Genomic DNA, 23,748 nt, shown 5'->3' on the forward strand with positions numbered 1-23,748 from the left:
GGGCGCCGCGCCGCGGGCTCATAGAGTGGCGGCCACTCTGTCTCTGGCTTCAAAGCAGGCCGGTTGCATGCTCGTTCGGATCGACTGGCATATCACGGTTGCCTGAATCGTGTTGTGGTTGTTGTAGATGGTGTTAGTGGCGGCACCCACGTAGCAGTCGGCCTGGTAGGCGGGGTCGCCCAGAGAGCAGAGCCGCACGATGGTGCTCGGATCCTGGTCGTGGACGCTGCTGATGTCCCGCCCCAGCGCCAGATAGCAGTTGTCCACCATGTCGGATCTGACCCTGTTGCAAATGGAGAAGACCTCGGCGAAGCCCGAGGTGTCGTAGCCCACATTGTGGAGTATCCACGATGTCTGGGTGGCGAAGCAGTCGGCCACATACAGTTCGGGAATGGCGTTGCAGGGATAGACGAGGTCGTCGACGCGCAGATAGGTGGGGGTTCCCTGCTGGCCGAGGATCATGTTCTCCATCAGCGCTCCGTTCATGCAGGTGCTGTCTTCCCAGGGATCGCTGAACACCTCGCAGTAGGGGATGGTCTCGAAGAGGTCGCCGTCGACGATTTTCATGATTCCGTGGCCGAGGCCGTGAACGCAGTTGAAGTGATCGAAAGAGTACTGCCGGGCTGCGACCACAGAGCAGAACCCCGGAAGCTCCTCTGCCAACTCGGCGTCGTCGAACTCCCCGAGGGCGTATTCGACGACGCCGTGGTAGTAGCCCGACCAGCACGCAGAGCCCTCGTAGGTCAACGCGGTGCCCACGTCGCCGTACCAGACAACCGCGTCGTTGCCCAGATCGTGGGTGATCTGATGGCAGTTGCGGGCAACGAAGTTGTCGGTCTTGGACAGCTCCTCCACCATGTCCACAGCCTTGTCGGCGCCCTGGCTCTGCATGACCGATGAGAAGTAGTCGCGATAGCAGTTGGCCATCCCGAGGGTGCGCAGGGCGCACTCCTCTGTGCTGGCGGGAGGCTCGTTGCTCAAAAGCGCCAGGTCGTACCCGCCGGTTTGGGTGCCCTCGGCATCGTCTGCGGTGGCACCCAGAAGATCTTGGGCGTCGCGGGCGTCGAGACTCGCCGGATTCAACCCCGTGAGAATCGCCGCGACTGCGATGATCCCGCTCAGTGCCCAGGATTCCAGCCGCAGCGTGCGCGGCGGAATCGTCGCCGACCGCTGGCCGGCGGGGCGGCGAAACCGGGCCAGCCAGCCCACGCGCCGGTCGTGGTACACGGCGAGGGGCACCGCCACCATTACCACCAGGCCCAGTTTCACCAGCAGGACGGTGGCGTAGCCGGAGCCTTTGAGCAGTTCGCCGCCGGCCAACAGCCAGGTGGACCGCAGGCCGGTGAGCGCCAGAACTGCGAACGCGGCCACGGCCGCGGGGGCGAATCGCCGGAACAGCTCCCTGGTTGCAGCCGAGCGCTCGCTGTTGGGCCGCTGTCTCCAAGCCGTTGTGGCCATGGCCGCCGCGAGGATCAGCAGCGGCCCCAGCCAGACGCTTGCCGCGGCCAAGTGCAGGGTGGAGACCCATATTCCAAACGGGTCTTCCGACAGCGTCACCGTGTGGCCGGGAGTGGCGCCGAAGGCGATGAGCACGACAATCCCAATGCCAGCCTGAAGCAGTGTCAGCTCCGATCGCGACCGGCCCAGGCGAGCGGCCAGCACCGCCAGTGCTCCCGTGCCCACCACGGCCATGAGCAGTGTTCGCCCGGTGCCCTCCGCCAGGGCCAGACGGAGGTTCTCGCGCAGCGGGCCGTCGCCGTACCCGCGGGTGATGAGCGCGATGGTTGCCACCGTTCTCGTCAAGATGGCGGCGAACAGAATGAGCGCCCCGGCTACCAGGGAGCGTCGGGCCGCATTGGCCAAGATGGCCGAGGCCGCCGCCGGCGGTTGCGGCCCCCTCAGATTCCAGCCCAGAACCAGCAGCGATCCCACCACCGCGGCCAAGGCGATGTACCACCCGAATCGCCCGATGCCGCTGACCACTTCCAGGGCGCGGTCCAGCGTAGGAGTGCGGGTGAATGAGGCGGCCGCCACGGCCGCTTCGTCCACTATGCCCACGCCCACGACCACCTCGCCGGCGACGCGGTGGCCGTCGGGGCCCACAGTCGCCCACGAGAGTCCGAATATGCCCCTGCCCAGGTCGGGCAGGGCGAACTGTATTACCTCGGCGTTCTTGCCGGTGGGCGTAAGAAGGGTGCTGCCTTCGATGGTCTCGCCGTCGGAGGCGATGATCTCAAGCCGCACCGATCGGGGGTCCACGGCCTCGGCGAATACCAGTGTGAGCTGCTCGGGCTGCTCGGCCGACACGGTGCGGTCGGCGGGGAAGGTCTCCACGAGCCGCGTGTGGGCTGATGCGGTTGAAGTGCCGAATCCGAGCGTGGCCACAAATACCAGGAAGAATGCCGCGGCCAACGCCCAGCCACTGCCAGCACACCGCTTTCGTGCGTCCACAACGGCTGCTAATTCTACCCCTTCATGCCACCGACCCCCAAAGACCCGCTTCCCCATTGATGAGTGCGCGGAACTGCCCTCTCGGCTGGTATCTCCCGCCTTTGACCGGACGGTGCGATCAGCGGGTGTCTCGCGAACAGCCATCGGACGAGGCAGGGTTGGCAAGCGGCAGATGAGGGAGGCAACGGCTGTGTGCCGCACGATGTTTGGGCCTTTGCTGGGAGGGAGTAGAAAATAGGATGCGCGCATCCAAGAGTCGGGCGGGTGCAAGGACAACGATGATGCAGGAGCCCCCATGCTGCTGGCCCTCGACATAGGCAACACCCAGACCGTGGTCGGCCTGTATGAGGCTGAACGGGCCGAGGACTGTCGGGCCGACGACGGGCTGATCGAGCACTGGCGACTGTCCACTGTGCATGAGCGCACCCCCGATGAGGTGGCCGTGCTGCTGCGCAGCCTGCTCGACAGCATCGACGTCGCCATGGAGGACGACCTCACCGGGGTGGCGGTGTGCTCGGGGGTGCCCCAAATCCGCGAGAGCGTGCGGATGATGGTGCAGCGCTATCTAGATTTCGACCCGGTGGTGATCGAGCCCGGCACCCGCAGCGGCATCCCGATCCTGTACGACAATCCCCGCGAGGTGGGCGCCGACCGCATTGCCAACGCGGTGGCCGCTCATCACCTCTACGGGGGTCCTGCGGTGATCGTGGACTTCGGTACCACCAACAACTTCGACGTGGTCTCCGAGGTCGGCGAGTTTCTGGGTGGAGCCATCGGGCCGGGCATCGAGGTCAGCCTGGAGGCCATGGTGGGCCGGGCCGCCGCGCTGGGGCCGGTGGCGCTCACCGAGCCCCGCAACGTGATCGGTAAAACCACGATGGAGTCGATCCAGTCGGGGGTCATCTACGGGTTCGTCTCCCAGATCGACGGCATGGTGGCCCGTTTCGCCAATGAGCTGGCCGGTGAGGCGGTCGTGATCGCCACTGGTGGCCTGGCCCACCTGATTGCCCCGCTGTCGGACACCATCCAACATGTCGAGCCCTATCTGACTCTCCACGGCCTGTGGTTGGTCCACGGGCGCAACCAGTAGGCCGGCCGGTGAGTCCCCCCTATCGGTTCGAGACCACCGCCACCGCCGGGGAGTGCCACCAGCGCCATGGCGATATCGAGGCCGGTACCGAGACCGGGCAGACAGTATCGGTGGCGGGCCGGATCATGCTCCGGCGGGTGCAGGGGCGGCTGGCATTTGCCACTCTTCAAGACGCCACCGGGCGCATCCAGCTGTTCGCCCCCGCCAAAGTCGCCCCCGACTACGACGAATTCTGCGCTTTGTCGCTGGGCGACTGGGTGGGGGTCAGCGGCGAGGTGATGAAGACCCGCACCGGGGAGCTGTCGGTGAAGGTGGAGCAGTGGGAACTGCTGGCTGAAGCCCGGCGGAGCTTTCCCGACAAATGGCACGGGCTGTCAGACCCCGACATCCGGTTCCGTCAGCGCTATGTCGACCTGTGGGTAACCGAGGAGGCCCGACAGACCTTTCTGCTGCGTTCGGAGATGATGTCGTTCACCCGCCGCTGGCTGGAGGATCGGGGGTTCATTGAGGTGGAGACGCCGGTGTTCCACCCGGTGCCCGGCGGCGCGCTGGCCCGGCCGTTCAGCACCCATCACAACGCGCTCGATATGGACTTGTTCTTGAGGATCGCCCCCGAGCTGTATCTGAAGCGGCTGGTGGTGGGCGGTTTGGAGCGGGTGTATGAGATTGCCCGGGTTTTCCGCAACGAGGGCATCTCTACCCGCCACAATCCCGAATTCACCATGTTGGAGCTGTACTGGGCCTACGCCGACTACGGCGACATCATGGATCTGGTCGAACAGCTCGTGGCCCATCTGGCGCTGAAGCTCAAGGGCGCCACCGTCATCAGCTACGGCGGAAAGGAGCTGGACCTGACCCCGCCGTGGCCCCGCGCCCGGTTCACCGACCTGCTGTCTGCCCACAGCAGCCTGGACGTGGACCTCGACACCCCGTTGGAGGAGCTGCGGTCGCACTGCGCCGACCGGGAGATCCCGGTGGAAGACCGCTGGGGGCCGGGCAAGCTGTTGTTGGAGCTGTACGAGAAGACCACCGAGGCCGAGCTGTGGGGTCCGGTGTTCGTGTGCGACTACCCCAAGGAGGTATCGCCGCTAGCCCGGGAGCACCGCGACCACCCCGGCTGGGTGGAGCGGTTTGAGGCCATCGTGGCCGGCCGGGAGCTGGCCAACGCCTTTAGCGAGCTGACCGACCCCGACGAGCAGCGGGCCCGCTTCGAAGGCCAGGCCGCCGACCGGGAAGCGGGCGACGCCGAGGCCATGGCCGTGGACTGGGACTACCTGCGGGCCCTGGAGTTCGGCTTGCCTCCCACCGGTGGCCTGGGCGTGGGCATGGACCGCCTGGCCATGCTGTTGGCCGACGTGCCCAGCATCCGCGACGTGATCCTGTTCCCCACCCTGCGCCCCGAACCCCCGGAGCGCCCCGCGCCGCCAGCGAGCTAAACGGCTCCTCGGCCTAGCCGTCGCCGAGGGGGATGCGGGCTCGGTTGATCAGATGGTCGGTGGCCACCTGGAGGGCGGCGGTGGCTGTGGTGGGGGGCAGCGACTCCAGGCTGGCTGAGGCTTGCTTCACATAGTGGCGGGCCACGTCTAGGGCTTCTTCCACGCCACCGCTGGCCCGAACCAGTTGCAGGGCCGATCGGACGGTGGAATCTGAGACCGTTCCACCCAAAAGTTCCAGCAACTGGGGACCGCAGTCGGTGTGCAGAGCCCGGATTACCGGCAGGGTGTAGATGCCCTCGTGCAGGTCGTTGCCTGACGGCTTCCCGAGATGCTCGTCGGTGGCCACGATGTCCAAGATGTCGTCCACCACCTGAAAGGCCAGCCCGTAGTAGCGCCCGAACTCGGTGAGGGTGTCAACCGTCGGACGGTCCAGCCCGGCCACCAGGGCACCGATACGACAGGAAGTGGTCAGCAGAGAAGCGGTTTTGCCGTCGATGGAATCGGTGTAGGAGGACTCGGTTCGGTCGGGATTGCCAGTGTCCTGCAACTCCCGCACTTGGCCTTCGCACAGCCGTCCGATGGTGGCGGCCAGCAGTCCCGCCACTTCAGTTCCGAGGGAAGCGGCCAGTTCCGATGCCCGGGCCAACAAGAAGTCGCCGGCCAGGATGGCCCGGAGGTTGCCCCACTTGGCGTTCACGCTGGCCACGTTGCGCCGTACCTGGGCCTCGTCCATAACGTCGTCGTGGTACAGCGATCCCAGATGGACCAGTTCCACCGCCACACCCCCGGTGAGCACGTCGTTTGCGGCCGGAACCGGCTGATTCTGGGAGATGGCTGCCGAGGCGATCACGAATCCCGGCCGCACCCGCTTGCCCCCGGCCCGGATGAGGTGGCTGGCCACCTCGGTGAGGAACGGGTCTTGGGTTTTCACCGAGTCCTCCAGCCGCAACTCCAGCCGGTCGAGGTCGCGCGCCATGGTGGGAATCAAATCTAGGGGGCTGCGAGCCACGCCCGTCAGCGTAGTGGCACCTTCCCCAATTGCCCCCAATCAACACGGGTTGAGGCCTCATCGGCGGCCCCGATGCCAAGGTCGGCTGAGGCTTCGGGAACGAAATGGGGGGGTGGGGTGGTTACACTCAGAGTTGAACCCCTATCGGGAGATTGCCGTGTTCGAGAGATTCACAGATCGTGCTCGTCGTGTCGTTGTGCTGGCCCAGGAGGAGGCGCGCCTGCTCCACCACAACTACATCGGCACCGAGCACATCCTGTTGGGCCTGATCCACGAGGGTGAGGGCGTGGCCGCCAAATCGCTGGAGTCGCTGGGCATCTCCCTGGAGGCGGTGCGCAACCAGGTGGAGGAGATCATCGGCCAGGGCGGGTCGTCGCCGTCAGGCCACATCCCGTTCACCCCCCGGGCCAAGAAGGTGCTGGAGCTGTCGCTGCGGGAGGCGTTGCAGCTTGGCCACAACTACATCGGCACCGAGCACATCCTGTTGGGCCTTATCCGAGAGGGCGAGGGCGTTGCCGCCCAGGTGCTGGTGAAGCTCGGGGCCGATCTGTCCCGTGTGCGCCAGCAGGTGATCCAGCTGTTGTCGGGCTACGGCGGTCCCCAGGGCTCGGGGTCGCCGGAGAAGGCCACCACCTCTCCCGGAGGCAGCGGTGATAGCAGCACCGGGTCTCTGGTGCTCGACCAGTTTGGCCGCAACCTCACCAAGCTGGCCCGAGACAGCGGGCTCGATCCGGTGATCGGCCGCCAGCGGGAGACCGAGCGGGTCATGCAGGTGCTGTCGCGGCGCACCAAGAACAACCCGGTGCTGGTGGGCGAGCCCGGCGTGGGCAAGACCGCCATCGTGGAGGGCTTGGCCCAGAAGATCGCGGCCGACGACGTGCCCGAGACCATCCGAAACAAGCAGCTCTACACCCTCGATCTGGGCGCGCTGGTGGCCGGGTCCCGCTACCGGGGCGACTTCGAGGAGCGCCTCAAGAAGGTGCTCAAGGAGATCAAGACCCGGGGCGACATCATCTTGTTCATCGACGAGCTGCACACCCTGGTGGGCGCCGGTGCCGCCGAGGGGGCCATCGACGCCGCCTCCATCCTCAAGCCCATGCTGGCCCGGGGCGAGCTTCAGACCATCGGGGCCACCACCCTGGACGAATACCGCAAGCACCTGGAGAAAGACTCCGCGCTGGAGCGCCGGTTCCAGCCGGTGAAGGTGGACGAGCCCACCATCGCCCACACCATCGAGATTCTCAAGGGACTGCGAGACCGCTACGAGGCCCACCACCGGGTCACCATCACCGACCAGGCCCTGGTGGCATCGGCCAATCTGGCCGACCGCTACATATCCGACCGCCACCTGCCCGACAAGGCCATCGACCTTATCGACGAGGCCGGTTCCCGCCTGCGCATCAAGCGGATGGAGACCCCCACCGACTACAAGGACTTCGAGAACGAGCTCTCCCTGGTCGTGTCCCAGAAGAAGAGCGCGGTGGAGCAGCAGGACTTCGAGGAGGCCGGTCGGCTGCGCGACAAGGAGAAGGAGCTGCTGGCCGGCAAGGAGCAGATGGAGGCCGAGATCAAGGCCAAGGGCGTCGACCTGTTTGACGAGGTGGACGAGGAGGCGGTGGCCGAGGTGCTGTCCATCTGGACCGGCATCCCCGTCTACAAGCTCACCGAGGAGGAGACGGCCAAGCTTCTGCGCATGGAAGACGAGCTGCACAAGCGGGTGGTCGGCCAGGAGGACTCCATCAAAGCGGTGTCGCAGGCCATCCGCCGCACCCGGGCCGGGCTCAAAGACCCCAAGCGGCCCAGCGGGTCGTTCATCTTCTTGGGCCCGTCGGGTGTGGGCAAGACCGAGCTGGCCAAGACGCTGGCCGAGTTCCTGTTCGGCGACGAGCAGGCCCTCATCGCCCTCGACATGTCGGAGTACATGGAGAAGCACACCGTCAGCCGGCTGGTGGGCTCCCCGCCGGGCTACGTCGGCTATGAGGAGGGCGGCCAGCTCACCGAGGCCGTGCGCCGCAAGCCGTTCTCGGTGGTGCTGTTCGATGAGATCGAAAAGGCCCACCCCGATGTGTTCAACACCCTCCTGCAAATCTTGGAGGAGGGCCGCCTCACCGACAGCCAGGGCCGGTCGGTGGACTTCCGCAACACCGTGCTCATCATGACCTCCAACCTGGGCACCCAGAACCTGCGCAAGGCTAACCTGGGGTTCACCAAGGCCGACGAGGCCATCACCTATGAGCGCATGAAGGAGAAGGTCACCGATGCGCTCAAGGACCACTTCCGCCCCGAGTTCTTGAACCGCATCGATGAGGTCATCGTGTTCCACGAGCTGACCCGCGAAGAGGTCACCCGGATCGTCGACCTGATGATCAAGCGGCTGCAAGACCAGCTCGAGGCCCAGGGCATCGGGCTGGAGCTCACTGATTCAGCCAAGGTGCTGCTGGCCCTGCGGGGCTACGACCCCACGTTGGGGGCTCGACCTCTGCGCCGGGCTATCCAGCGGCTGGTGGAAGATCCGCTGTCGGAGCGGCTTCTGTGGAAGGAGTTCCGAGCCGGGGAGACGATTCTGGTGGACGCTGAAGACGACCCCGATGAAGCCGGCGCGGAGCGGATCAGCTTCCGGGCCGTCGAAGGCTTCGAACCGCCTCCGGTGGAAGAACTGGCCGGCGCCTAGCAGACATGCCCGTGTGGGTTCGGAGGGGGATGGCAAGGCGGCGGGCTAGCCTGCCCTCAATGGTTGGCAGGTTCAAGCGGCTTCGCACAGCGGTGCCTCTGTTGGTGCTGATCTTGGTGCTGACCGCCTGCCAGGTTGATATCGAGGTAGGCATCGGCTTCAACGAGGACGGCTCCGGGGTGGTCACCGTGGATGTGGCCCTCGACGAGCGGGCCATGGACCTGGCTCCCGACATGCGGCTGTTGACCGAGGACATCGAAGACCCCGCGTCGGGCTGGTCGTACAACGAGCCCCGCATCGACGACCAGGGTCGCACCAGCTTCTCGGCCTCCAAGCCATTCAGTTCGACTGAGCAACTTGAGTCGGTGCTGTCCGAGATCTTCATCTCCGACGACGTGTTCCGCGACTTCACCTTCGAGCGCGACACCTCTTTCGCCCAGACCGACTATCAGGTGACCGGAGTGGTCGACCTGTCCGGCGGCTTGGACCTGGTGACTGACCCCGAGCTCACCGCTCGCCTCGGCGGAGAGCCCTTCGGGGAGTGGACCGCCAATCTGGCCGACGCTCTTGAGGCGGTGACCGTGCGCCTCGTTTTGGACTTGCCGGTGGGCCCCGAGAAGGAGGAAGTGCTGCAACTGGGCCAGGAGGCGCAGCGCATCACCTTGACGGGCCAAGACGAGAGCGGGGCGGCGGTGACCTTGCGATGGGTGGCCTGGGCCGCGTTCGCCCTGGTTGGCCTGTCGATTCTGATCGCGGTGGCCGGCTATCTGCTGGAACGACGGGCCCGGGACCGCAGCATCGACCCCACCTTTACCCAGGATTCTCTGGCGCGCACCACAGGATCTGCCCCGGTGCAGCCCCCTCAGCGGCGGCTGCGGTTGGTGGTGTTGAATCCGCTCGGGGTGCTATACGAACCGGCCGACGATCCCGCCGAGCTTCTGGCTTCCTTTGCTGCCGAGCGCGGCCTGGAGCCAGACGACGAAGAGGTGCAGCAGCTCCACAACCAGGCGATTCTGGGCCGCATCACCCCTGCGGAGCTTTGGTCGGGGATCGGTTTGGACGACGACCCCGCGGAGCTCGCCGAGGAGTTCTTGTCCCAGTACACCGTGCGGTCGGGCGCCCGGGACTTTGTGGCCGAGATGGTCCGACGGGAGCTCCCGGTGGCCTGTCTCACCAACGACGTGTCCTCGTGGTCGACTGCCCTCCGGGAGCGCCTTGAGATCGACGGCGTGGACACCTGGATTGTGAGCAGCGACGTGGGGGTGTGCATGCCTGCCCCAGGAATCTACGAGGCACTGCGCCGCACAACGTCGGTTCCCTACGAGAACTCGCTGCTGGTGGATGTGAGGACAGAGAATCTCGACGCGGCCCAAGCACTGGGGATGGCCACCGCTCTTTTGGCCGATGCTCGCCCCAAAGATGGCGAGGCCCCCGGCCACGCGGTGGTGACGAGCTTCTCCGACTTCTTCCGCCGCCGGCCCCGCTCCTGAGCTAGGGCCCGTAGGGCTAGCTGAGAATCTGGGCAGCCTGTACCGCGAAGTACGTCAAGATGACGTCGGCCCCTGCTCGGCGGATGCCGGTCAGGGTCTCGGTGATGATGGCCTGCTCGTCCAACCACCCCGATGCCGCGGCCGCCTTCACCATGAGGTACTCCCCGCTCACCTGATAGGCCGCCACTGGCACCACCGAGGTCTCGGCAAACCTCCGCACCACATCCAGGTAAGGACCGGCGGGCTTGACCATCACCATGTCGGCGCCCTCGGCGATGTCCAGCTCCATTTCCCGCAGGGCTTCGCGGCTGTTGGCCGGGTCCATCTGGTAGGTCTTCTTGTCGCCGGAGCGGGGGGCCGAGTCCAGCGCTCCCCGGAATGGCCCGAAGAAAGCCGAGGCGTACTTGGCCGTGTAGGCGCAGATTCCCACCTCGGTATGGCCGTGGTGGTCGAGTGTCTCGCGGATGGCCCCCACCCGGCCGTCCATCATGTCGCTGGGGGCCACGATGTCGGCCCCGGCATCGGCATGGGTCAGGGCCTGGCGGCACAGGACGTCCACGGTCTCGTCGTTCACGATGGTCCCGTCGGGAGCCACGATGCCGTCGTGGCCGTCGCTGTTGTAAGGATCGAGGGCCACGTCGGTCATCACCACTGTGTCGGGATGGGTGGCCTTGATGGCCGCGATGGTCTGGGGAATGAGACCGTCAGGGTTCCAGGCCTCATCACCAGTCGGGGTCTTCAGTTCGTCGGGAGCGGCCTCGAACAGCACCACGGCCCGAACGCCGAGATCGGCGGCCCGGCCCACCTCGCCCACCAGCCCGTCCACGCTCCAGCGGTTCACGCCGGGCATGGAGTCGATGGGTTCGTCTGAACCCCGGTGTACGAAAAGGGGCAGCGCAAGATGAGCGGGGCTGAGCTCGGTCTCGCGCACCATGTCCCGGATCGCCGGGGTTCGCCGGTTGCGCCGGGGCCGGGCGGTTAGCTCCAAATGCGGATGAGCCATGCCTCCATGCTCCCATCTCTGTTCCCGCCGCGCATTGCCGATGGGGTAAACAAGAGCCATGCGGATCGAGTTGGCGACGGGAACCTCGGCTGAGTTGGTTCGGGTGGAGGGCGCCAGCCGAGGTCTGGTGTTGATTCCCGATCTCATGGGTCTGCGGCCCCTGTTCGACGATCACGTGGCCCGGATTGCCGCCGATCAGGGATGGACGGTGTGCGCTCCCCAAGTATTCCCCGGTCGAGAGCACTTGGCGGCCGACGAGCGAATGGCCGCAGTATGCGAGCTTGTCGACGAAGAGGTGCTGGCCGACGTGATGGCGGCGGCCGACGCCACCGAGTGCGAGACGGTGGTGCTCACTGGTTTCTGCATGGGCGGCATGTACACCATCAAGGCCGCGGCCGCCGGGCGATTCCACCGGGCGGCCGCCTTCTACGGGATGATCCGTCTCCCCGAGCATTGGAGGGGTCCGGGCCAAGGCGAGCCGCTGGAGCTGTTGGCCGCCGGTGATCCCTGTCCGCTGCTGGCCATCATCGGCACTGAAGATCCATTCACTCCGCCTGGCGACGTGGTCGCCCTGGAGGCCGCTGGTGCGATGACCGTGGTCTATGAGGGCGCCGATCACGGATTCGTCCACGACCCCGTCCGTCCTGCCCACCGTCCCGACGATGCCGTCGACGCTTGGGCTCGAGTCATCGAGTTTCTGAGTCAATAGCGGCGATGGCGACTGATCCCTCGGTTTGGACGGTGGTCGTGGCCGCTGGCTCGGGCACCCGTTTCGGCGGCGCCAAGCAGTACCTGGAACTGGCCGGCTCCCGGATTGTGGACCGCAGCGTGGCGGTAGCCGCCCAAGTAAGCGACGGGGTAGTGGTGGTGGTTCCTGCCGGGGATGTCGAAGCGGAATCGGCCCGGTTGGCAGCAGACATGGTGGTAGCTGGGGGATCGAGTCGGGCCGCTTCAGTGCGCAACGGTTTGGCCGCGGTGCCCCACGATGCCACCATCATCTGCGTCCACGACGCCGCTCGACCGCTGGCCAGTCCGGGCATCTACGAGAGGGTGGTCCAAGAAGTGCATTCGGGGGCGGCTGGTGCGGTGCCGGTGGTGCCGGTAACCGATACCATCCGCAGCGTGGACGGGGGAGTTGTGGATCGCAGTGCCCTGCAAGCGGTGCAAACCCCGCAGGCGTTTCGGGCCGAGCTGCTGAGGATGGCCCACGCTGACGCCGCCGACGCCACCGACGATGCCAGCCTGGTGGAGGCGGCTGGCTATGAGGTGGTCGCGGTGGACGGTCATCCCCGCAACATCAAGATCACCCACCCCGACGATCTGGCCGCTGCCGAGGTCTGGTTGGCGACATGACCGGCGCCATGCGGGTGGGCCACGGATTCGACACCCACCGGTTCAGCGACGCCGCCGACCGGCCGCTGATCCTGGGCGGGGTCAGATTCGAGGACGCACCGGGTTTGGTGGGCCACAGCGACGGCGATGCCGTGGCCCACGCGGTGACCGACGCCTTGTTGAGCGCTGCCGGGTTAGGCGACATCGGAGTGCTGTTCCCCGACACTGATGAGGCTTGGGCCGGGGCCGACAGCATCGGGCTGCTGGCCGACGCCGTGGCCCGGCTGGACGACGCCGGCTGGGGGGTGGTGAACGCCGACTGCACGGTGGTTACCGAGGCCCCCCGCATCGCGCTCCGCCGCGCCGAGATGGAATCACGCCTTAGTGCGGCGGTTGGCGCCCCGGTGTCGGTCAAGGGCAAGCGGGCCGAGGCCCTGGGCGCGCTGGGCCGGGGCGAGGGCCTGGCCTGCTGGGCGGTGGCCCTCATCGAGCGCCGGTGAGCGCACAGGGTCCGAAGGGCGGCAACCGGCGGGGTCGGGGCGGCGGCAACAGGGGCTCCAACAAGGGTCACAGCAAGGGCCGACCGCCGGGCGACCAACCGCGCCGCCGCCGCCAAAAGGCCGGTTTGGGCGGCGATCGGGTGGAGGGCCGCCAAGCGGTGCGGGAGCTGCTGTTAGCCGGCACTCGCCCGGTCCGAGAGGTGGTTATCGCCACGGGGCAGAACCAAACCGGGGTGCTGGCCCAAGTGGTGGAGCTGGCCGCCGAACTGCGGGTGCCCGTCAAAGAGGTGGCCCGCTCAAAGTTCGAGTCCATGGCCGCCACCGAGGCCCCCCAAGGGGTGATCGCTCGGGCCGCACCCTTGGCCGAGCACGATCTGGAGGATCTAGTCCGTCTCCCCGATGGCCGCCCCCCGTTCTTGCTGGTGCTCGACGGGGTTACCGATCCCGGCAACGTGGGGGCCGCCCTGCGCACCGCCGAGTGCGCCGGGGTCACCGGCGCGGTGCTGGGACGGCACCGGTCGGCCCACATCACCCCCGCCGCGGCCAAAGCGGCGGCGGGGGCCATCGAACACGTGCCCATGGCGGTAGTGCCGGGCATCCCCAACGCGCTGGCCCGCCTCGGAGAGCTCGGGGTGTGGACGGTGGGCCTAGACGTGGCCGCGCCCACCTCGGTGTACGAGATAAGCGTGGCCTCCGAAGCCGTGGTCCTAGTGGTGGGCAGCGAGGGCCGGGGCCTGTCCCGCCTGGCCCGCCAGCGCTGCGACGTGGTAGCCGCCATCCCCCTGTCCGGCCACCTGAGCTCCCTCAACGCGGCCGCCGCCGTTGCCATCGGCTGCTTCGAAATCGCCCGCCACCGCCAGGGGGCCAGTTCCTAAAGGCCAGAAACAGCAATCGATCCAGCGACCGGCTGCTATTGGCGCAAGGCTGGAAACTGTCACTCTCACCCTTACCGTAGGTAGGTGTCCAGATTGATTTTCCGGAGGCCATTGCCGTACCGATCTAAGCTTGCTGCGATGTTTGCTGGCTGCTGCAAGAAAGTGTAGGCAGCCTGCAATGAGTAGTACTGCTTGTCGGCAGCCATCGCGCAGCGAGGATAAGGCGCGCGAGCCGATGCTGGAGAACATCATGGGTGGTAAGGGCAGCGTCTTCTACCGGGCGCACTCGTACCACACGAAAGTGCCCGTCGAAGGCCTAATCCAGCTGATTGAGCATTACACCGATCCTGGAGACGTTGTGCTCGACCCGTTCTGTGGGTCCGGGCAGACCGGTATCGCTGCCTTGCTGACCGGGCGGCACGCCATCATTTCGGATGTCTCTCCGGCTGCAGTTCATATTGCGCGTGGGTATACCGGGCGGGTGAATCCCAACCACTTCGGACAGGTCGCATCCGAACTACTCGCGCAGCTTGAACCACTCGAGATGGTCCTTTACAGGGCACCCGAAGGGCTGATCGAGTACACGGTCTGGTCCGACGTGTATCAGTGTTCGACCTGCGAGCGCGAGATCCTGTTTTGGGAGGCAGCTGTCGATCACGAGGCAGGGGCTGTGAATAGGACACTGTCGTGCCCGGTCGGCCATGGACCGTTTAAGAAGACTGAACTCGACTGGGTGCGCTCTGAGCCGGTGCAAAGGAACATTCGCGTAGAAGGGCAACGCACACGACTCGTGCAGCCGGTCGATGGGGCGGCCAAGGACGACCAAGGAGACCGAGTCCATATCCCTCACTGGTACCCGACGGCCCCTTGGGATCGCTGGCGTGAGATGTGGCGGGCACAGCACGAGGTGCAAGGGATCGCGACCTCAGCTGATTTCTTTACTGCTTGCAACCTCCATGCATTATCGGCACTCTGGGATGCCATCGGGCAGGTGGATGACGAGTCGATTCGCGCTGGTCTACGGTTCGTCTTCACCGCGAGTGTTAATCGAGCCTCGCGTCGCTACCAATGGCATCCAAGTCGGCCGACCAATGTCTTATCGTCCACTATGTATCTGGCTTCGTTGAACTACGAGTTCAACGTGTTCAGCCTTTTTCGCCGCAAGCTCGCCACGATCTCTGAGATGTACCGGAGGACTTGGGAAGCACCAGGTACTTGTGAGGTGCATCTTGGCACCGCCGAAAAACTCACATGGGTAGCGGATGACAGTGTTGACTACGTGTTCACGGATCCACCATTCGGCTCGAACATCTACTACGGCGATTCGTCGTTCCTGTGGGAAGCGTGGCTTGGCGAACAGACCGATGTCGCTGCTGAGACCGTCGTCAACAGGCGGCTAACCCCCGAGCTGGGTGGGACGACTCTCGACGACTATGAGAAGGAGATGAGCCGCGCGATAGGGGAAATCAGTCGAGTTATGCGGCCGGGGACTTGGGCTTCTTTGCAGTTTCACAACTCGGATGATGCCGTATGGTCAAGCATCCAGAACGCTATCGATTCGGCTGGACTTCACGTGGAGGCCGCTGTTGTGATGGACAAAGGGCAGGCTTCGTTTAAGGGTCTCCGTCATGCGGACAAGGGTGAGAGGGTCGCGAATTTTGACCTTGTGATGCACCTTGCCACCGGGGTTCGGCCAAGTCTCAATGCCAAGCGCCGAGAGGCAGGTCGAGCCGAAATTGAGATAGAGCTAAAAGAGTATGTCGCGCGCCAACCTCCTTCGCGTTGCACCACCCCATGGCTGCATTCGCAGGTTATGCGTCATCTACTTGCTGAGGGTGCATCGCCGACGGGCTGGAGCTTCGCCGCAGTCGAAGGCCTTTGCTCCGAGATTCTTGAGAAGAGAGGCAAATCATGGCGTCTGCCCAAGTCGAGCAAGTAAACCGACCTTCGTTAGCCCGTCGGCAACCACTCCCTGAATACGTGGCCGGAACGAAGGGTGGACCGTGGTACACCTCGCACACATATCCGACCAAAGTTCCTCCCGAAACGATCATTCCGTTCATCGAAGCGTCAACAATGCCAGGAGGTTCAGTGGCCGACCCCTTCTGCGGGTCCGGCATGACAGGAGTGGCCGCAGTGCTTGCAGGCCGCCGAGCAGTGCTTTCTGATCTATCGCCAGGCGCGGTGCACCTTGCCCGAAACCACACTCGACGCGTGTCCCCTGAGCTGCTAGCCGAGACGATCCTGGCGTTTGATCGCTCGTGGATGCGCCGCGCAGAGCGAGCCCTCTATTGGTCGTCGGTCCAATCCGCTAATGGCGATGTATATGGACTAGCGCGCCATACGGTCTGGTCGGAGGTATATGAGTGTCCTAAGTGCGCGTCAGAAGTCGTTCTTTGGGACGCGATCGAGCCGGATCGGCCATTGCCACGCGACCTTCGTTGCGATAGCTGTAGAAGGTGGTTTGATCGTCGACGCGTCCTTCCGATTGCATCCGTACCCCGGTGGCTTACGCTTGCTCCTGAGTCGGGCGGAAAGCTCGTCCACGGCGACCTGACTCCAGAAGCGCATCACCAGATCGACAAAATCGTACGTCGCCGGGTCACACGCTGGATGCCGGACGCACCAATTCATTCGTCTCGCGAGATGTATATCCGGTCCGCGCTACACCTTAGGGGAGTGCGGACTGTTGCCGACATGTTCGCTCGCCGGCCTGCCATAGCGCTGTCCCGGCTTTGGTATGAGATTGGCTTGATCAAGGAAGTTACTGTTCGCCAGGCGCTTCAGTTCGCATTTACAAATACGGCGTGGCACGCAAGCCGTATGCGCCGCTATAACGCGAAGGGCGGTCAACGCCCACTTACGGGCACCCTCTTCATCCCACAACTCGTCTCAGAGCCCAACGTGTTCGAAGTGTTCCGCCATCAGGTACGCCAAGTACGTCGGCTGTACGACGTACTTCCAGACGGTGATGTGGACGTGAGTCAGTCGTCGGCAACGAATCTCTGTTGGATCGCCGACGACTCTGTCGACTACGTGTTTACCGATCCGCCGTTTGGCAACAACATCCACTACGCAGACTGCAACATTGTCTGGGAGTCCTGGCTAGGAGATCCGACCGACAATGATCGAGAGATCGTTGTGAACAAGTCACGTCGCGTCGAACACGGAGGCAAGACGGTTGGCGATTACCAGCGGTTACTCACAGAATCTTTCCTAGAGGCGAAGCGAGTAGTAGTCAAAGACGGCCGCGTTTCTATTGTTTTTCACAATTCGGACGACGCCGTGTGGACGGCCCTCCTTGATGCAGTCGAAGACTCAGGTCTACGTCAGGTAGAGGTCTCTATCCTTGACAAGGGGCAGCGCAGCCAGAAGGGCTACAAGGTTAGGCGAGGTGAGCTCGTGCCGTTTTACGACCTTGTCATGACCTTCGATGTCGCGGGCCATAGAGTCCCTCGGCTCAACGGTGCGGGAGACTTGGCTGTAGATGCCGTAGCTGCGCATCTTGAGGGCATTGTTGGCGACAACTCACCAAAGCGTCATCTTGACTACCTCTATTCTGTCGCAGTAGGGGCAGTGATCGGAGGAGGTGGAAAGCCTGCTGGACTGTCGCTCAGAGCATTCGAGCAGCTCTGCAATGATCACTTCGAGCGGGTAGATGGAGCGTACTTCTTGTAGGTCAAGGGTGGGTTGAGGAGGATGACATTGTCTGACCGGCTCTCGAAAGCAGAGCTACACGACCGATTCGTTGCTGCAATCGGCCCTGCCGCATTAGTTGCCGCAGGGACGGATGCCTCTGGCGAACTCGTGGTGGAACTCCGCTCTCCCCTCCCCAACCGAGTTCGGGTCTACATCTACAACGCGACGAATCCACCCGGCGGTCGATCCACGCGGGAATACAAGATTCAACTCACTGGTCAGCGACGTGGGGAAAGAGGGGACTTCGATTGGTCGGAAGTCGATTTCGTGTTGCTTTGCGGTTATGCCGTTGAGCACGACGTTTTCGTGTTTTGGGACGCTGCTCTGCGCATCGACTTCGCCTACTCGACAAACCTCCAGGTGAAGACGCCCAAAGTTGAGGCGGCGGCTGCGTCGGGCGAACGTGTGCGTCAACACCGTCGCTTGAAGACCGGGATGGAGGTCGTGATCTGTGCACCGAGTCAGCTAGCGATTCAGGCCATTGAGGAGCGTGCGTCAAGCGGGGAAGTCAAGTCACGTAGTGCAGGCCCCTCCGTAACTCCGGGACAGCCGTACATGCGTCCTCCACCCGGTGGTTCCGCCACACCCAGATCGCGAGTGTTCAGATTTGACCCTGATGCGATCGACCGGGGAACGAACGCACACAAGAAGGTGCAGAACCAGCTTGCCGACGCTATCAATGCCCGTGGCTGGGAGCCGCTCTCGCCAAGTGATTCCGATCCTCTCTTCGATGTCGGCTGGATTGCGGCCGATGCGGCATGGATCGCGGAAGTGAAGAGCCTCACCTCCGCCAACGAAGAGCGGCAGCTGCGGCTGGGTCTTGGGCAAGTGCTCAGCTACGCGCATCTTGTCGATTGGGGTGTCGACATCAATCGGCCAGTGCTGGCCGTAGAGCGGGAACCATCGTCGGCTTATTGGCCTGACCTCTGCGAGTCCCATGGTGTGGCCTTGTCGTGGCCAGAAGCGTTCGACCAGCTACTGGATTCCTGCGCCTAGCTCCGAGGTCGGCCATTTAGGTGCATCTGCTTACGGCGCAGTCCCGCTGACCGGACCCCGTTTTTTGGTCCGCTTGCTGTGAGAGTTTTTTCGGGTTGTTCTTTGCCCGTTGGTCCGAGTATTCGGCTGGTGTGAGCATGCCGAGAGCGGAGTGCGGGCGGTAGGTGTTGTAGTCGCTTCTCCAGTCGGCGACAAGTGCTTGGGCTTCTAGCAGGCTGTCGAGCTGCTCGATGGCCAGCAGCTCGTCGCGCATGCGGGAGCCGTAGGACTCGACCCAGGGGTTCTGCCAGGGCGACCCGGGGTCGATGCAGCTGGTCTTGGTGTTAGTGAGCTGGCACCAGTCGCGCAGCGCGTTCGCGGTGGGCTCGGGGCCGTTGTCGCATCGCGCGAGCTCGGGGCGGCGGCCCCTGGCCGAGGCGGCCTTGTCCAAGCAGGCCACCGTCGCGTCGGCGTCGATGCTGTGGTCGACGAGGTCCGCCGAGGACTCGCGGGTGAACTCGTCGATCACGTGCAGGATCTTGAACTTGCGGCCCGACGCGGTTGCGTCGAACTGGAAGTCCAGCGCCCACACGTGATCGGGGCGCTCGGCGGCCAGCAGGCCCGCGTCGGCGTCCGAGCCGCCTGTGCGCCGGCGTTTGCGCTTTGCGGGCGGCACCCGCAGACCCTCCTCGCGCCACAGGCGCTGGACTTTCTTGCGGTTCACCCTCCAGCCCTCGCGCCGCAGCACCGCATGGGCACGCCGATACCCCCACCGGGGGCAGTCGCCGGCGAACTCCCGCAACTCGGCCCGCAGATCCCAGTCCGGGTCCGGCTCAGCCGGCTCATAGCGCTGGGTGGAGCGGTGCCGGCCCACGATCCGACAAGCCCGCCGCTGCGACACCCCGAGCCGCTCCTGGAGCATCTCGACGGCTCTGCGCCGCTGCGGCGGGCCTACCATTTTGCCCGGCCGATCTCCCTCCAGGCGTCGATCTCCAGCTCCTTGTCGGCCACGACCCGCTTCAGGCGGGCGTTCTCGGCCTCCAGCTCTTTGAGCCGCTTCACGTCATCGGCCCTCATCCCGCCGCACTGGCTGCGCCACCGATGAAACGTCTGCTCCGACACCTCCAGACGCCGGGCCACATCCGCCACCGAAGCGCCCCCGCCCAACAACAGGTCCGCCCCACCCAGCTTGCGCACAACCTGCTCGGGCGTGCGCCGCCCCCGATCCGCCACAGCCGTGACCCTCCTCCATCCAGCAATACCGGACAACGAACTCCCACAACAGGCGAACCAACCTCAAGGGGTCACGCCATAGTGGCTACTGCGAAATCGTCCGCCACCGCTAACTTGGGTACGTATCATCAGCGTATGGGAACAGACAGTGATGGGTCAGCGTCGACCGTGTCTGACATTCAGCAGGCGATTCTTGGACTTCCAGAAGACGAGTATGCGCAGCTAAGGGAGTGGTTCAGCGATTTGGATTGGGAAAGGTGGGACAAGCAGATCGAAGCCGATGCAGATGAAGGGGCGTTGGATTTCCTCATCGCAGGCGTTCTTGAGGCCAAGGAGGACGGCACGCTTCAGGAGCTCTAAGTGCACCGAACAACACCTCGGATCTGGACGCGTTTAGGACGGCTTCCCGCTGCTGCTCAGCGAGTTGCCACGGAGCCAAATTCTTGACTGTCATACCCCGGGCCTACATTGGAGGCGTGTCTGACAATTCGGCGATCGAGTGGACCGAAGCCACGTGGAATCCGACCACGGGTTGCGACCGCGTGTCGACGGGGTGTGATCGCTGCTATGCACTCACGCTGTCGAAGCGGCTTAAGGCAATGGGCTCGCCGAAGTACCAGCATGATGGTGACCCGAGAACGAGTGGGCCGGGCTTCAGGCTTACGCTCCATCCCTCTTCGCTCGATGTGCCTCACCGCTGGAGTACTCCGCGGCTCGTTTTTGTGAATTCGATGAGCGACCTCTTTCATGACGACGTTCCACTTGAGTTCATCAAGCAGGTCTTCGAGGTAATTCGAGAAACGCCACAGCACACCTATCAGGTGCTCACCAAGAGAGCGCAGCGACTGAGTCGCGTCGCAGGTGAGCTCGACTGGCCACCGAACCTATGGATGGGCGTCAGCGTGGAGTCTCGCCGATACGCCTTCCGCATCGATCATCTACGTAAGGTTCCGGCAGCAGTGCGGTTCGTAAGCGCCGAACCTCTTCTCGGTCCACTCGGCGCACTCAATCTTGAGGGCATCCAGTGGCTAATTGCTGGCGGCGAATCTGGTGCAAACGCGCGGCCCATGGAGGCTGACTGGGCCACCGAGCTTCGCGATACCTGCACCTCAGCAGGCGTAGCATTCTTCTTCAAACAATGGGGAGGCAGAACCCCCAAGGCCGGTGGTCGAGAACTAGAGGGCGAAGTTTGGGACGAGCTTCCGGAGGCGGCGGCCTGACCTAATGGCCGTTCCAACCGGGATCCTCTGGGAGCGCGACCCCCACACAGCTGCAAAACACACGCTGTTGCGCCGGTACATGTCAGCGTGGTTTCCGATCATGGCAAGGCAGTTTCGCGACATCGGGATCACGTTTTTTGACGGCTTCGCAGGTCCAGGAGAGTACAAGAACGCTCAGGACAGTTCGCCTGTGATCGCAATGGAACAAGCGTTGCGGGGCGAGGTGACGCGCTGGGGTACTCAGACACGGCTCGTCTTCGTCGAGGATCATCTCGGACGCGCTGCGCACCTCGAGGAGCTTCTGGACGCTCGGTTCCCGCTCACCGCTCGGCCGCCCGGCCTAGTAGTGAGGGTCCGCCGCGGCGAGTGCAGTGACCTCTTTGAGCAGGCGATCGCTGAAGTGGACGGATGGGATGGGCCAGTGTTCGCCAATCTCGACGGCTGGGGTGTTGATACCGACTATGAGATTGTGCAGCGGATTGCTCAACAGCAATCATCCGAGGTGCTCGTCACTTTTGAGGATCAGTTCTTCATCCGCTTCGCCAACGGTGAACAGCAAGCGGGCGAGCGTGTCTTTGGGCATAGCGATTGGCGGCGCGTTGATCGGCTACCGACTGCTGAGAAGAAGCCGTTCCTCTTGAATTTGTACCGCAAGGGACTTCACTCGGCTGGCTTTCCGTACGTGCTGACTTTCGAGATGATCGACGAAGGTGGGCACTCTTTACATCTCTTCTTCGGGACTACGAGCAAAGTCGCCGTGCAGAAGTTCAAGGACGGATTGTGGGAGGTCGACGGCGTCTCCGGTCAGCGATTCCGAGACCCGCGTGATCCCAACCAGATGTCGTTCGACATTCTGCACCCAGACTTCACCCCACTAGAGAGTCGTATCTTGGAACTGCTCAGTGGGCGTGACTACAGCATGGCGGAGTTTTGCGAGGACGCACTCCTCGAAACCATTTATAAGGAGACCCACGTCAAGCCAGTTGTGGACCAGCTCCTATCGCAGTGCAAAGTGGAACAGGTGCGAACCGGCCGGTCCTATGCGGATCGAGTGTTTCGCTTGGCGGCAGAGCAACTTTTCTGAGCCATTGGACTAGGTCTGGGGTGGGGCGAGGGTGTCGGCGATCAGGGCTTGGACGACGGCATTCAGAGCCTCTTCGTCAGTGGCGCCGTCCTCGTGCGCTCCGTAGTACACGGCCAGTTGGCGGTCGGCCGAGGTGCCGCGCTGACAGATGGTGCGGGCGTGCTCGACCTGCGACACGCAGTCGAGGGCTTCGGCGTCGGGTCGGACCAACTCGATCATTTCCTCCACCAAGTCGGGCATCGGCACCATCTCGCCCTTGCCGAAGTCGATGAGGCGATCGCTGATTCCGTAGCGCTCAGCCCGCCACATGTTCTCCGACACCAGGAAGTTGGCGTAGCTGCGCCACCGGCGGTTCTCCACTTTGAGCCGCCACAGCATCCGCAGCAAGCAGACGTACAGAGCCGCGACGCAAACCGTGTCTTCCATCCTCGTGGGCAGGTCGGTGACCCGCATTTCCAGGGTGGGGTAGCGCTCCGACGGCCGGATGTCCCACCACACCTTGGTGGAGTCCTCGATGACTCCGGCCTGCACCAGCACGTCTACATGGCGCCGGTACTCGGCCCACGAGTCTAACTTCTCCGGCAATCCCGTGCGGGGAAGCGAGCGGAACATCGCCATGCGGTAGCTCTTCAGACCGGTGTCGCGGCCCTCCCAGAACGGCGACGAGGTGGACAGGGCCAGCAGGTGGGGCAGGAAGTAGGAGACCTGGTTCATTAGGTCCACCCGGAGGTCGGGGTCTTCGATGCCGACGTGTACATGCAGTCCGGAGATGACCAGCCCGCGGGACACGCCTTGCAGGTCGTCAGCCAGAGCCTGATAACGGGCACCCTCGGTCACCTTCTGATCTTGCGGGCTGGCGAACGGGTGGGAAGAGGCCGCGATGGGAGCCAGCCCGTATTCGTCGGCGGCCTCAGTGACGGCGAGGCGCAGGAGTCCTATGTCAGCCCGCAGATGCTTGAAGTCGGTGCAGATGCCGGTGCCGATCTCGAGCTGCGAGCTGAACAGCTCCCGGGCGACGATGCCGTGGTGCAGGTCGGCCACCTTCTCCAGGATCCCGGGCGGCTGCTCGGTGATCAGGGCCCCGCTCTCACGCTCGACGATGAGGTATTCCTCCTCGATCCCTATCGACCAGGCAGGTTCGTCTGCCACTGGCGCTCCTCTCCGATTGCCACCGCGAGGCTAGGCGGCTAGGAGGAGTCAAGTCGGCTTTCTGGCGACGAGTACTCGACTTGAGCCCGAGACAGGAATCGAACCTGCGACCTGCTGTTTACAAGACAGCTGCTCTGCCGACTGAGCTACTCGGGCGTCGAATTTGGTTATTGAGAGGTTTCTTGCCCCTCCACAAAGAGCATAAGGGGCGCGGTTTGGGGAGGGTGCTTGAATAGCGCCTAGTGGTGGGTAACGCTTGTGGAATGGCTCTCACGAAACGAGATCGGGCGATCTTGGATTTTGAGCGCACTTGGTGGCAGGAGACCGGGTCGAAGGAGGCGGCGATCCGCGAGCGTTTCGAGCTCTCCACAACCCGGTACTACCAGCTGCTGAACGAATTATTGGAACAGGCGGATGCCATGGAGTACGACCCGATGGTCGTGCGGCGTTTGCGGCGACTGCGCGATCGCCGCAGGCGTTCGAAGTTCGGCCAGACCTCGGTTGGCCGGCAGCCGTCGCGCTGACAGTCCG

20 protein-coding genes and 1 tRNA gene are annotated in these 23,748 nt (G+C 64.2%); 15 read left to right on the forward strand and 6 right to left on the reverse strand.

Features of this window, described 5'->3' with window-relative positions; translation table 11 throughout:
• Positions 1-18: 18 nt before the first annotated feature.
• On the reverse strand, positions 19-2,451 hold the full coding sequence (locus OXG30_06630) for a copper resistance protein CopC (protein ID MCY4134575.1): 2,433 nt from the start codon (positions 2,449-2,451) through the stop codon (positions 19-21).
• A gap of 295 nt (positions 2,452-2,746) precedes the next feature.
• Here OXG30_06630 and OXG30_06635 point away from each other — a divergent pair, with 295 nt between their 5' ends.
• Together OXG30_06635 and lysS are read left to right on the forward strand one after the other, a co-directional pair.
• Positions 2,747-3,541 carry a type III pantothenate kinase gene (locus OXG30_06635; protein ID MCY4134576.1) on the forward strand — a complete coding sequence of 265 codons (795 nt, stop codon included), beginning with the start codon at positions 2,747-2,749 and terminating at the stop codon, positions 3,539-3,541.
• Positions 3,542-3,549: 8 nt separating this feature from the next.
• Positions 3,550-4,977 (forward strand): lysine--tRNA ligase, encoded by a 1,428-nt coding sequence (gene lysS / locus OXG30_06640; protein MCY4134577.1) that lies wholly within the window; start codon positions 3,550-3,552, stop codon positions 4,975-4,977.
• A 13-nt stretch (positions 4,978-4,990) separates the two neighbouring features.
• Here the strand turns inward: lysS and OXG30_06645 are convergent, their stop codons facing one another.
• Complete coding sequence (locus OXG30_06645) at positions 4,991-5,986, reverse strand: polyprenyl synthetase family protein (protein ID MCY4134578.1); 996 nt, start codon at positions 5,984-5,986, stop codon at positions 4,991-4,993.
• 157 nt (positions 5,987-6,143) lie between these two features.
• On the opposite strand from OXG30_06645, the gene OXG30_06650 reads away from it, so the two are divergent.
• Positions 6,144-8,657, forward strand: coding sequence for an ATP-dependent Clp protease ATP-binding subunit (locus OXG30_06650; protein ID MCY4134579.1), 2,514 nt, complete (start codon positions 6,144-6,146; stop codon positions 8,655-8,657).
• A gap of 59 nt (positions 8,658-8,716) precedes the next feature.
• Complete coding sequence (locus OXG30_06655) at positions 8,717-10,147, forward strand: hypothetical protein (GenBank protein ID MCY4134580.1); 1,431 nt, start codon at positions 8,717-8,719, stop codon at positions 10,145-10,147.
• A 16-nt stretch (positions 10,148-10,163) separates the two neighbouring features.
• Here the strand turns inward: OXG30_06655 and hemB are convergent, their stop codons facing one another.
• The gene (hemB, locus tag OXG30_06660; protein MCY4134581.1) at positions 10,164-11,150 is read right to left on the reverse strand and encodes a porphobilinogen synthase; all 987 of its coding nucleotides are present in this window, start codon (positions 11,148-11,150) and stop codon (positions 10,164-10,166) included.
• Positions 11,151-11,208: 58 nt separating this feature from the next.
• Here hemB and OXG30_06665 point away from each other — a divergent pair, with 58 nt between their 5' ends.
• The 7 genes from OXG30_06665 (at position 11,209) to OXG30_06695 (ending at position 18,552) form a co-directional block, all read left to right on the forward strand.
• On the forward strand, positions 11,209-11,859 hold the full coding sequence (locus OXG30_06665; protein MCY4134582.1) for a dienelactone hydrolase family protein: 651 nt from the start codon (positions 11,209-11,211) through the stop codon (positions 11,857-11,859).
• A gap of 5 nt (positions 11,860-11,864) precedes the next feature.
• Positions 11,865-12,503 (forward strand): 2-C-methyl-D-erythritol 4-phosphate cytidylyltransferase, encoded by a 639-nt coding sequence (ispD, locus tag OXG30_06670; protein ID MCY4134583.1) that lies wholly within the window; start codon positions 11,865-11,867, stop codon positions 12,501-12,503.
• Entirely contained in the window at positions 12,500-12,982 is a 483-nt protein-coding gene (gene ispF / locus OXG30_06675; GenBank protein ID MCY4134584.1) for a 2-C-methyl-D-erythritol 2,4-cyclodiphosphate synthase, read from the forward strand. Before ispD ends, ispF begins: the two co-directional genes overlap by 4 nt.
• A complete protein-coding gene (rlmB, locus tag OXG30_06680) occupies positions 12,979-13,857 on the forward strand; it encodes a 23S rRNA (guanosine(2251)-2'-O)-methyltransferase RlmB (protein MCY4134585.1) in 879 nt (292 codons plus the stop codon). Before ispF ends, rlmB begins: the two co-directional genes overlap by 4 nt.
• 235 nt (positions 13,858-14,092) lie before the next feature.
• The gene (locus tag OXG30_06685) at positions 14,093-15,796 is read left to right on the forward strand and encodes a DNA methyltransferase (protein MCY4134586.1); all 1,704 of its coding nucleotides are present in this window, start codon (positions 14,093-14,095) and stop codon (positions 15,794-15,796) included.
• A gap of 812 nt (positions 15,797-16,608) precedes the next feature.
• Positions 16,609-17,535 (forward strand): hypothetical protein, encoded by a 927-nt coding sequence (locus OXG30_06690; GenBank protein MCY4134587.1) that lies wholly within the window; start codon positions 16,609-16,611, stop codon positions 17,533-17,535.
• Positions 17,536-17,556: 21 nt separating this feature from the next.
• Complete coding sequence (locus OXG30_06695; GenBank protein ID MCY4134588.1) at positions 17,557-18,552, forward strand: hypothetical protein; 996 nt, start codon at positions 17,557-17,559, stop codon at positions 18,550-18,552.
• A gap of 16 nt (positions 18,553-18,568) precedes the next feature.
• Here OXG30_06695 and OXG30_06700 read toward each other — a convergent pair.
• Positions 18,569-19,764, reverse strand: a protein-coding gene (locus tag OXG30_06700) for an IS3 family transposase (protein MCY4134589.1) whose coding sequence is annotated in 2 segments (ribosomal slippage) — positions 18,569-19,500 and positions 19,500-19,764 — 1,197 coding nt in all. Because the reading frame shifts where the segments join, the coding sequence is not laid out codon by codon here.
• A 135-nt stretch (positions 19,765-19,899) separates the two neighbouring features.
• On the opposite strand from OXG30_06700, the gene OXG30_06705 reads away from it, so the two are divergent.
• From OXG30_06705 to tcmP, 3 genes are all read left to right on the forward strand, one after another.
• A complete protein-coding gene (locus OXG30_06705; protein ID MCY4134590.1) occupies positions 19,900-20,124 on the forward strand; it encodes a hypothetical protein in 225 nt (74 codons plus the stop codon).
• 116 nt (positions 20,125-20,240) lie between these two features.
• Complete coding sequence (locus OXG30_06710; protein ID MCY4134591.1) at positions 20,241-20,984, forward strand: phage Gp37/Gp68 family protein; 744 nt, start codon at positions 20,241-20,243, stop codon at positions 20,982-20,984.
• 4 nt (positions 20,985-20,988) lie between these two features.
• The gene (gene tcmP / locus OXG30_06715) at positions 20,989-22,068 is read left to right on the forward strand and encodes a three-Cys-motif partner protein TcmP (GenBank protein ID MCY4134592.1); all 1,080 of its coding nucleotides are present in this window, start codon (positions 20,989-20,991) and stop codon (positions 22,066-22,068) included.
• 9 nt (positions 22,069-22,077) lie between these two features.
• Here tcmP and OXG30_06720 read toward each other — a convergent pair whose 3' ends face one another.
• Positions 22,078-23,217, reverse strand: coding sequence for a carboxylate-amine ligase (locus OXG30_06720; GenBank protein MCY4134593.1), 1,140 nt, complete (start codon positions 23,215-23,217; stop codon positions 22,078-22,080).
• An 83-nt stretch (positions 23,218-23,300) separates the two neighbouring features.
• A tRNA-Thr gene (locus OXG30_06725) sits at positions 23,301-23,373 on the reverse strand.
• Between the two features lie 107 nt (positions 23,374-23,480).
• Between OXG30_06725 and OXG30_06730 the strand changes: the two genes are divergently transcribed.
• Positions 23,481-23,741: a DUF3263 domain-containing protein gene (locus OXG30_06730; protein ID MCY4134594.1), complete on the forward strand. Its 261-nt coding sequence runs from the start codon at positions 23,481-23,483 to the stop codon at positions 23,739-23,741.
• The last annotated feature ends 7 nt before the right edge of the window (positions 23,742-23,748 follow it).

It is taken from the genome of bacterium, from assembly GCA_026708015.1.
Lineage (GTDB): Bacteria > Actinomycetota > Acidimicrobiia > Acidimicrobiales > Bin134 > Poriferisocius.

What these genes read in the sequence shown, in the direction of transcription:
- OXG30_06635 (MCY4134576.1), top strand. Translation starts at nt 2,747, where the DNA reads ATGCTGCTGGCCCTCGACATAGGCAACACCCAGACCGTGGTCGGCCTG.
- OXG30_06655 (MCY4134580.1), top strand. Translation starts at nt 8,717, where the DNA reads ATGGTTGGCAGGTTCAAGCGGCTTCGCACAGCGGTGCCTCTGTTGGTG.
- hemB (MCY4134581.1), bottom strand. Translation starts at nt 11,150, where the DNA reads ATGGCTCATCCGCATTTGGAGCTAACCGCCCGGCCCCGGCGCAACCGG.
- OXG30_06665 (MCY4134582.1), top strand. Translation starts at nt 11,209, where the DNA reads ATGCGGATCGAGTTGGCGACGGGAACCTCGGCTGAGTTGGTTCGGGTG.
- ispD (MCY4134583.1), top strand. Translation starts at nt 11,865, where the DNA reads ATGGCGACTGATCCCTCGGTTTGGACGGTGGTCGTGGCCGCTGGCTCG.
- ispF (MCY4134584.1), top strand. Translation starts at nt 12,500, where the DNA reads ATGACCGGCGCCATGCGGGTGGGCCACGGATTCGACACCCACCGGTTC.
- OXG30_06685 (MCY4134586.1), top strand. Translation starts at nt 14,093, where the DNA reads ATGCTGGAGAACATCATGGGTGGTAAGGGCAGCGTCTTCTACCGGGCG.
- OXG30_06695 (MCY4134588.1), top strand. Translation starts at nt 17,557, where the DNA reads ATGACATTGTCTGACCGGCTCTCGAAAGCAGAGCTACACGACCGATTC.
- OXG30_06705 (MCY4134590.1), top strand. Translation starts at nt 19,900, where the DNA reads ATGGGAACAGACAGTGATGGGTCAGCGTCGACCGTGTCTGACATTCAG.
- tcmP (MCY4134592.1), top strand. Translation starts at nt 20,989, where the DNA reads ATGGCCGTTCCAACCGGGATCCTCTGGGAGCGCGACCCCCACACAGCT.
- OXG30_06730 (MCY4134594.1), top strand. Translation starts at nt 23,481, where the DNA reads ATGGCTCTCACGAAACGAGATCGGGCGATCTTGGATTTTGAGCGCACT.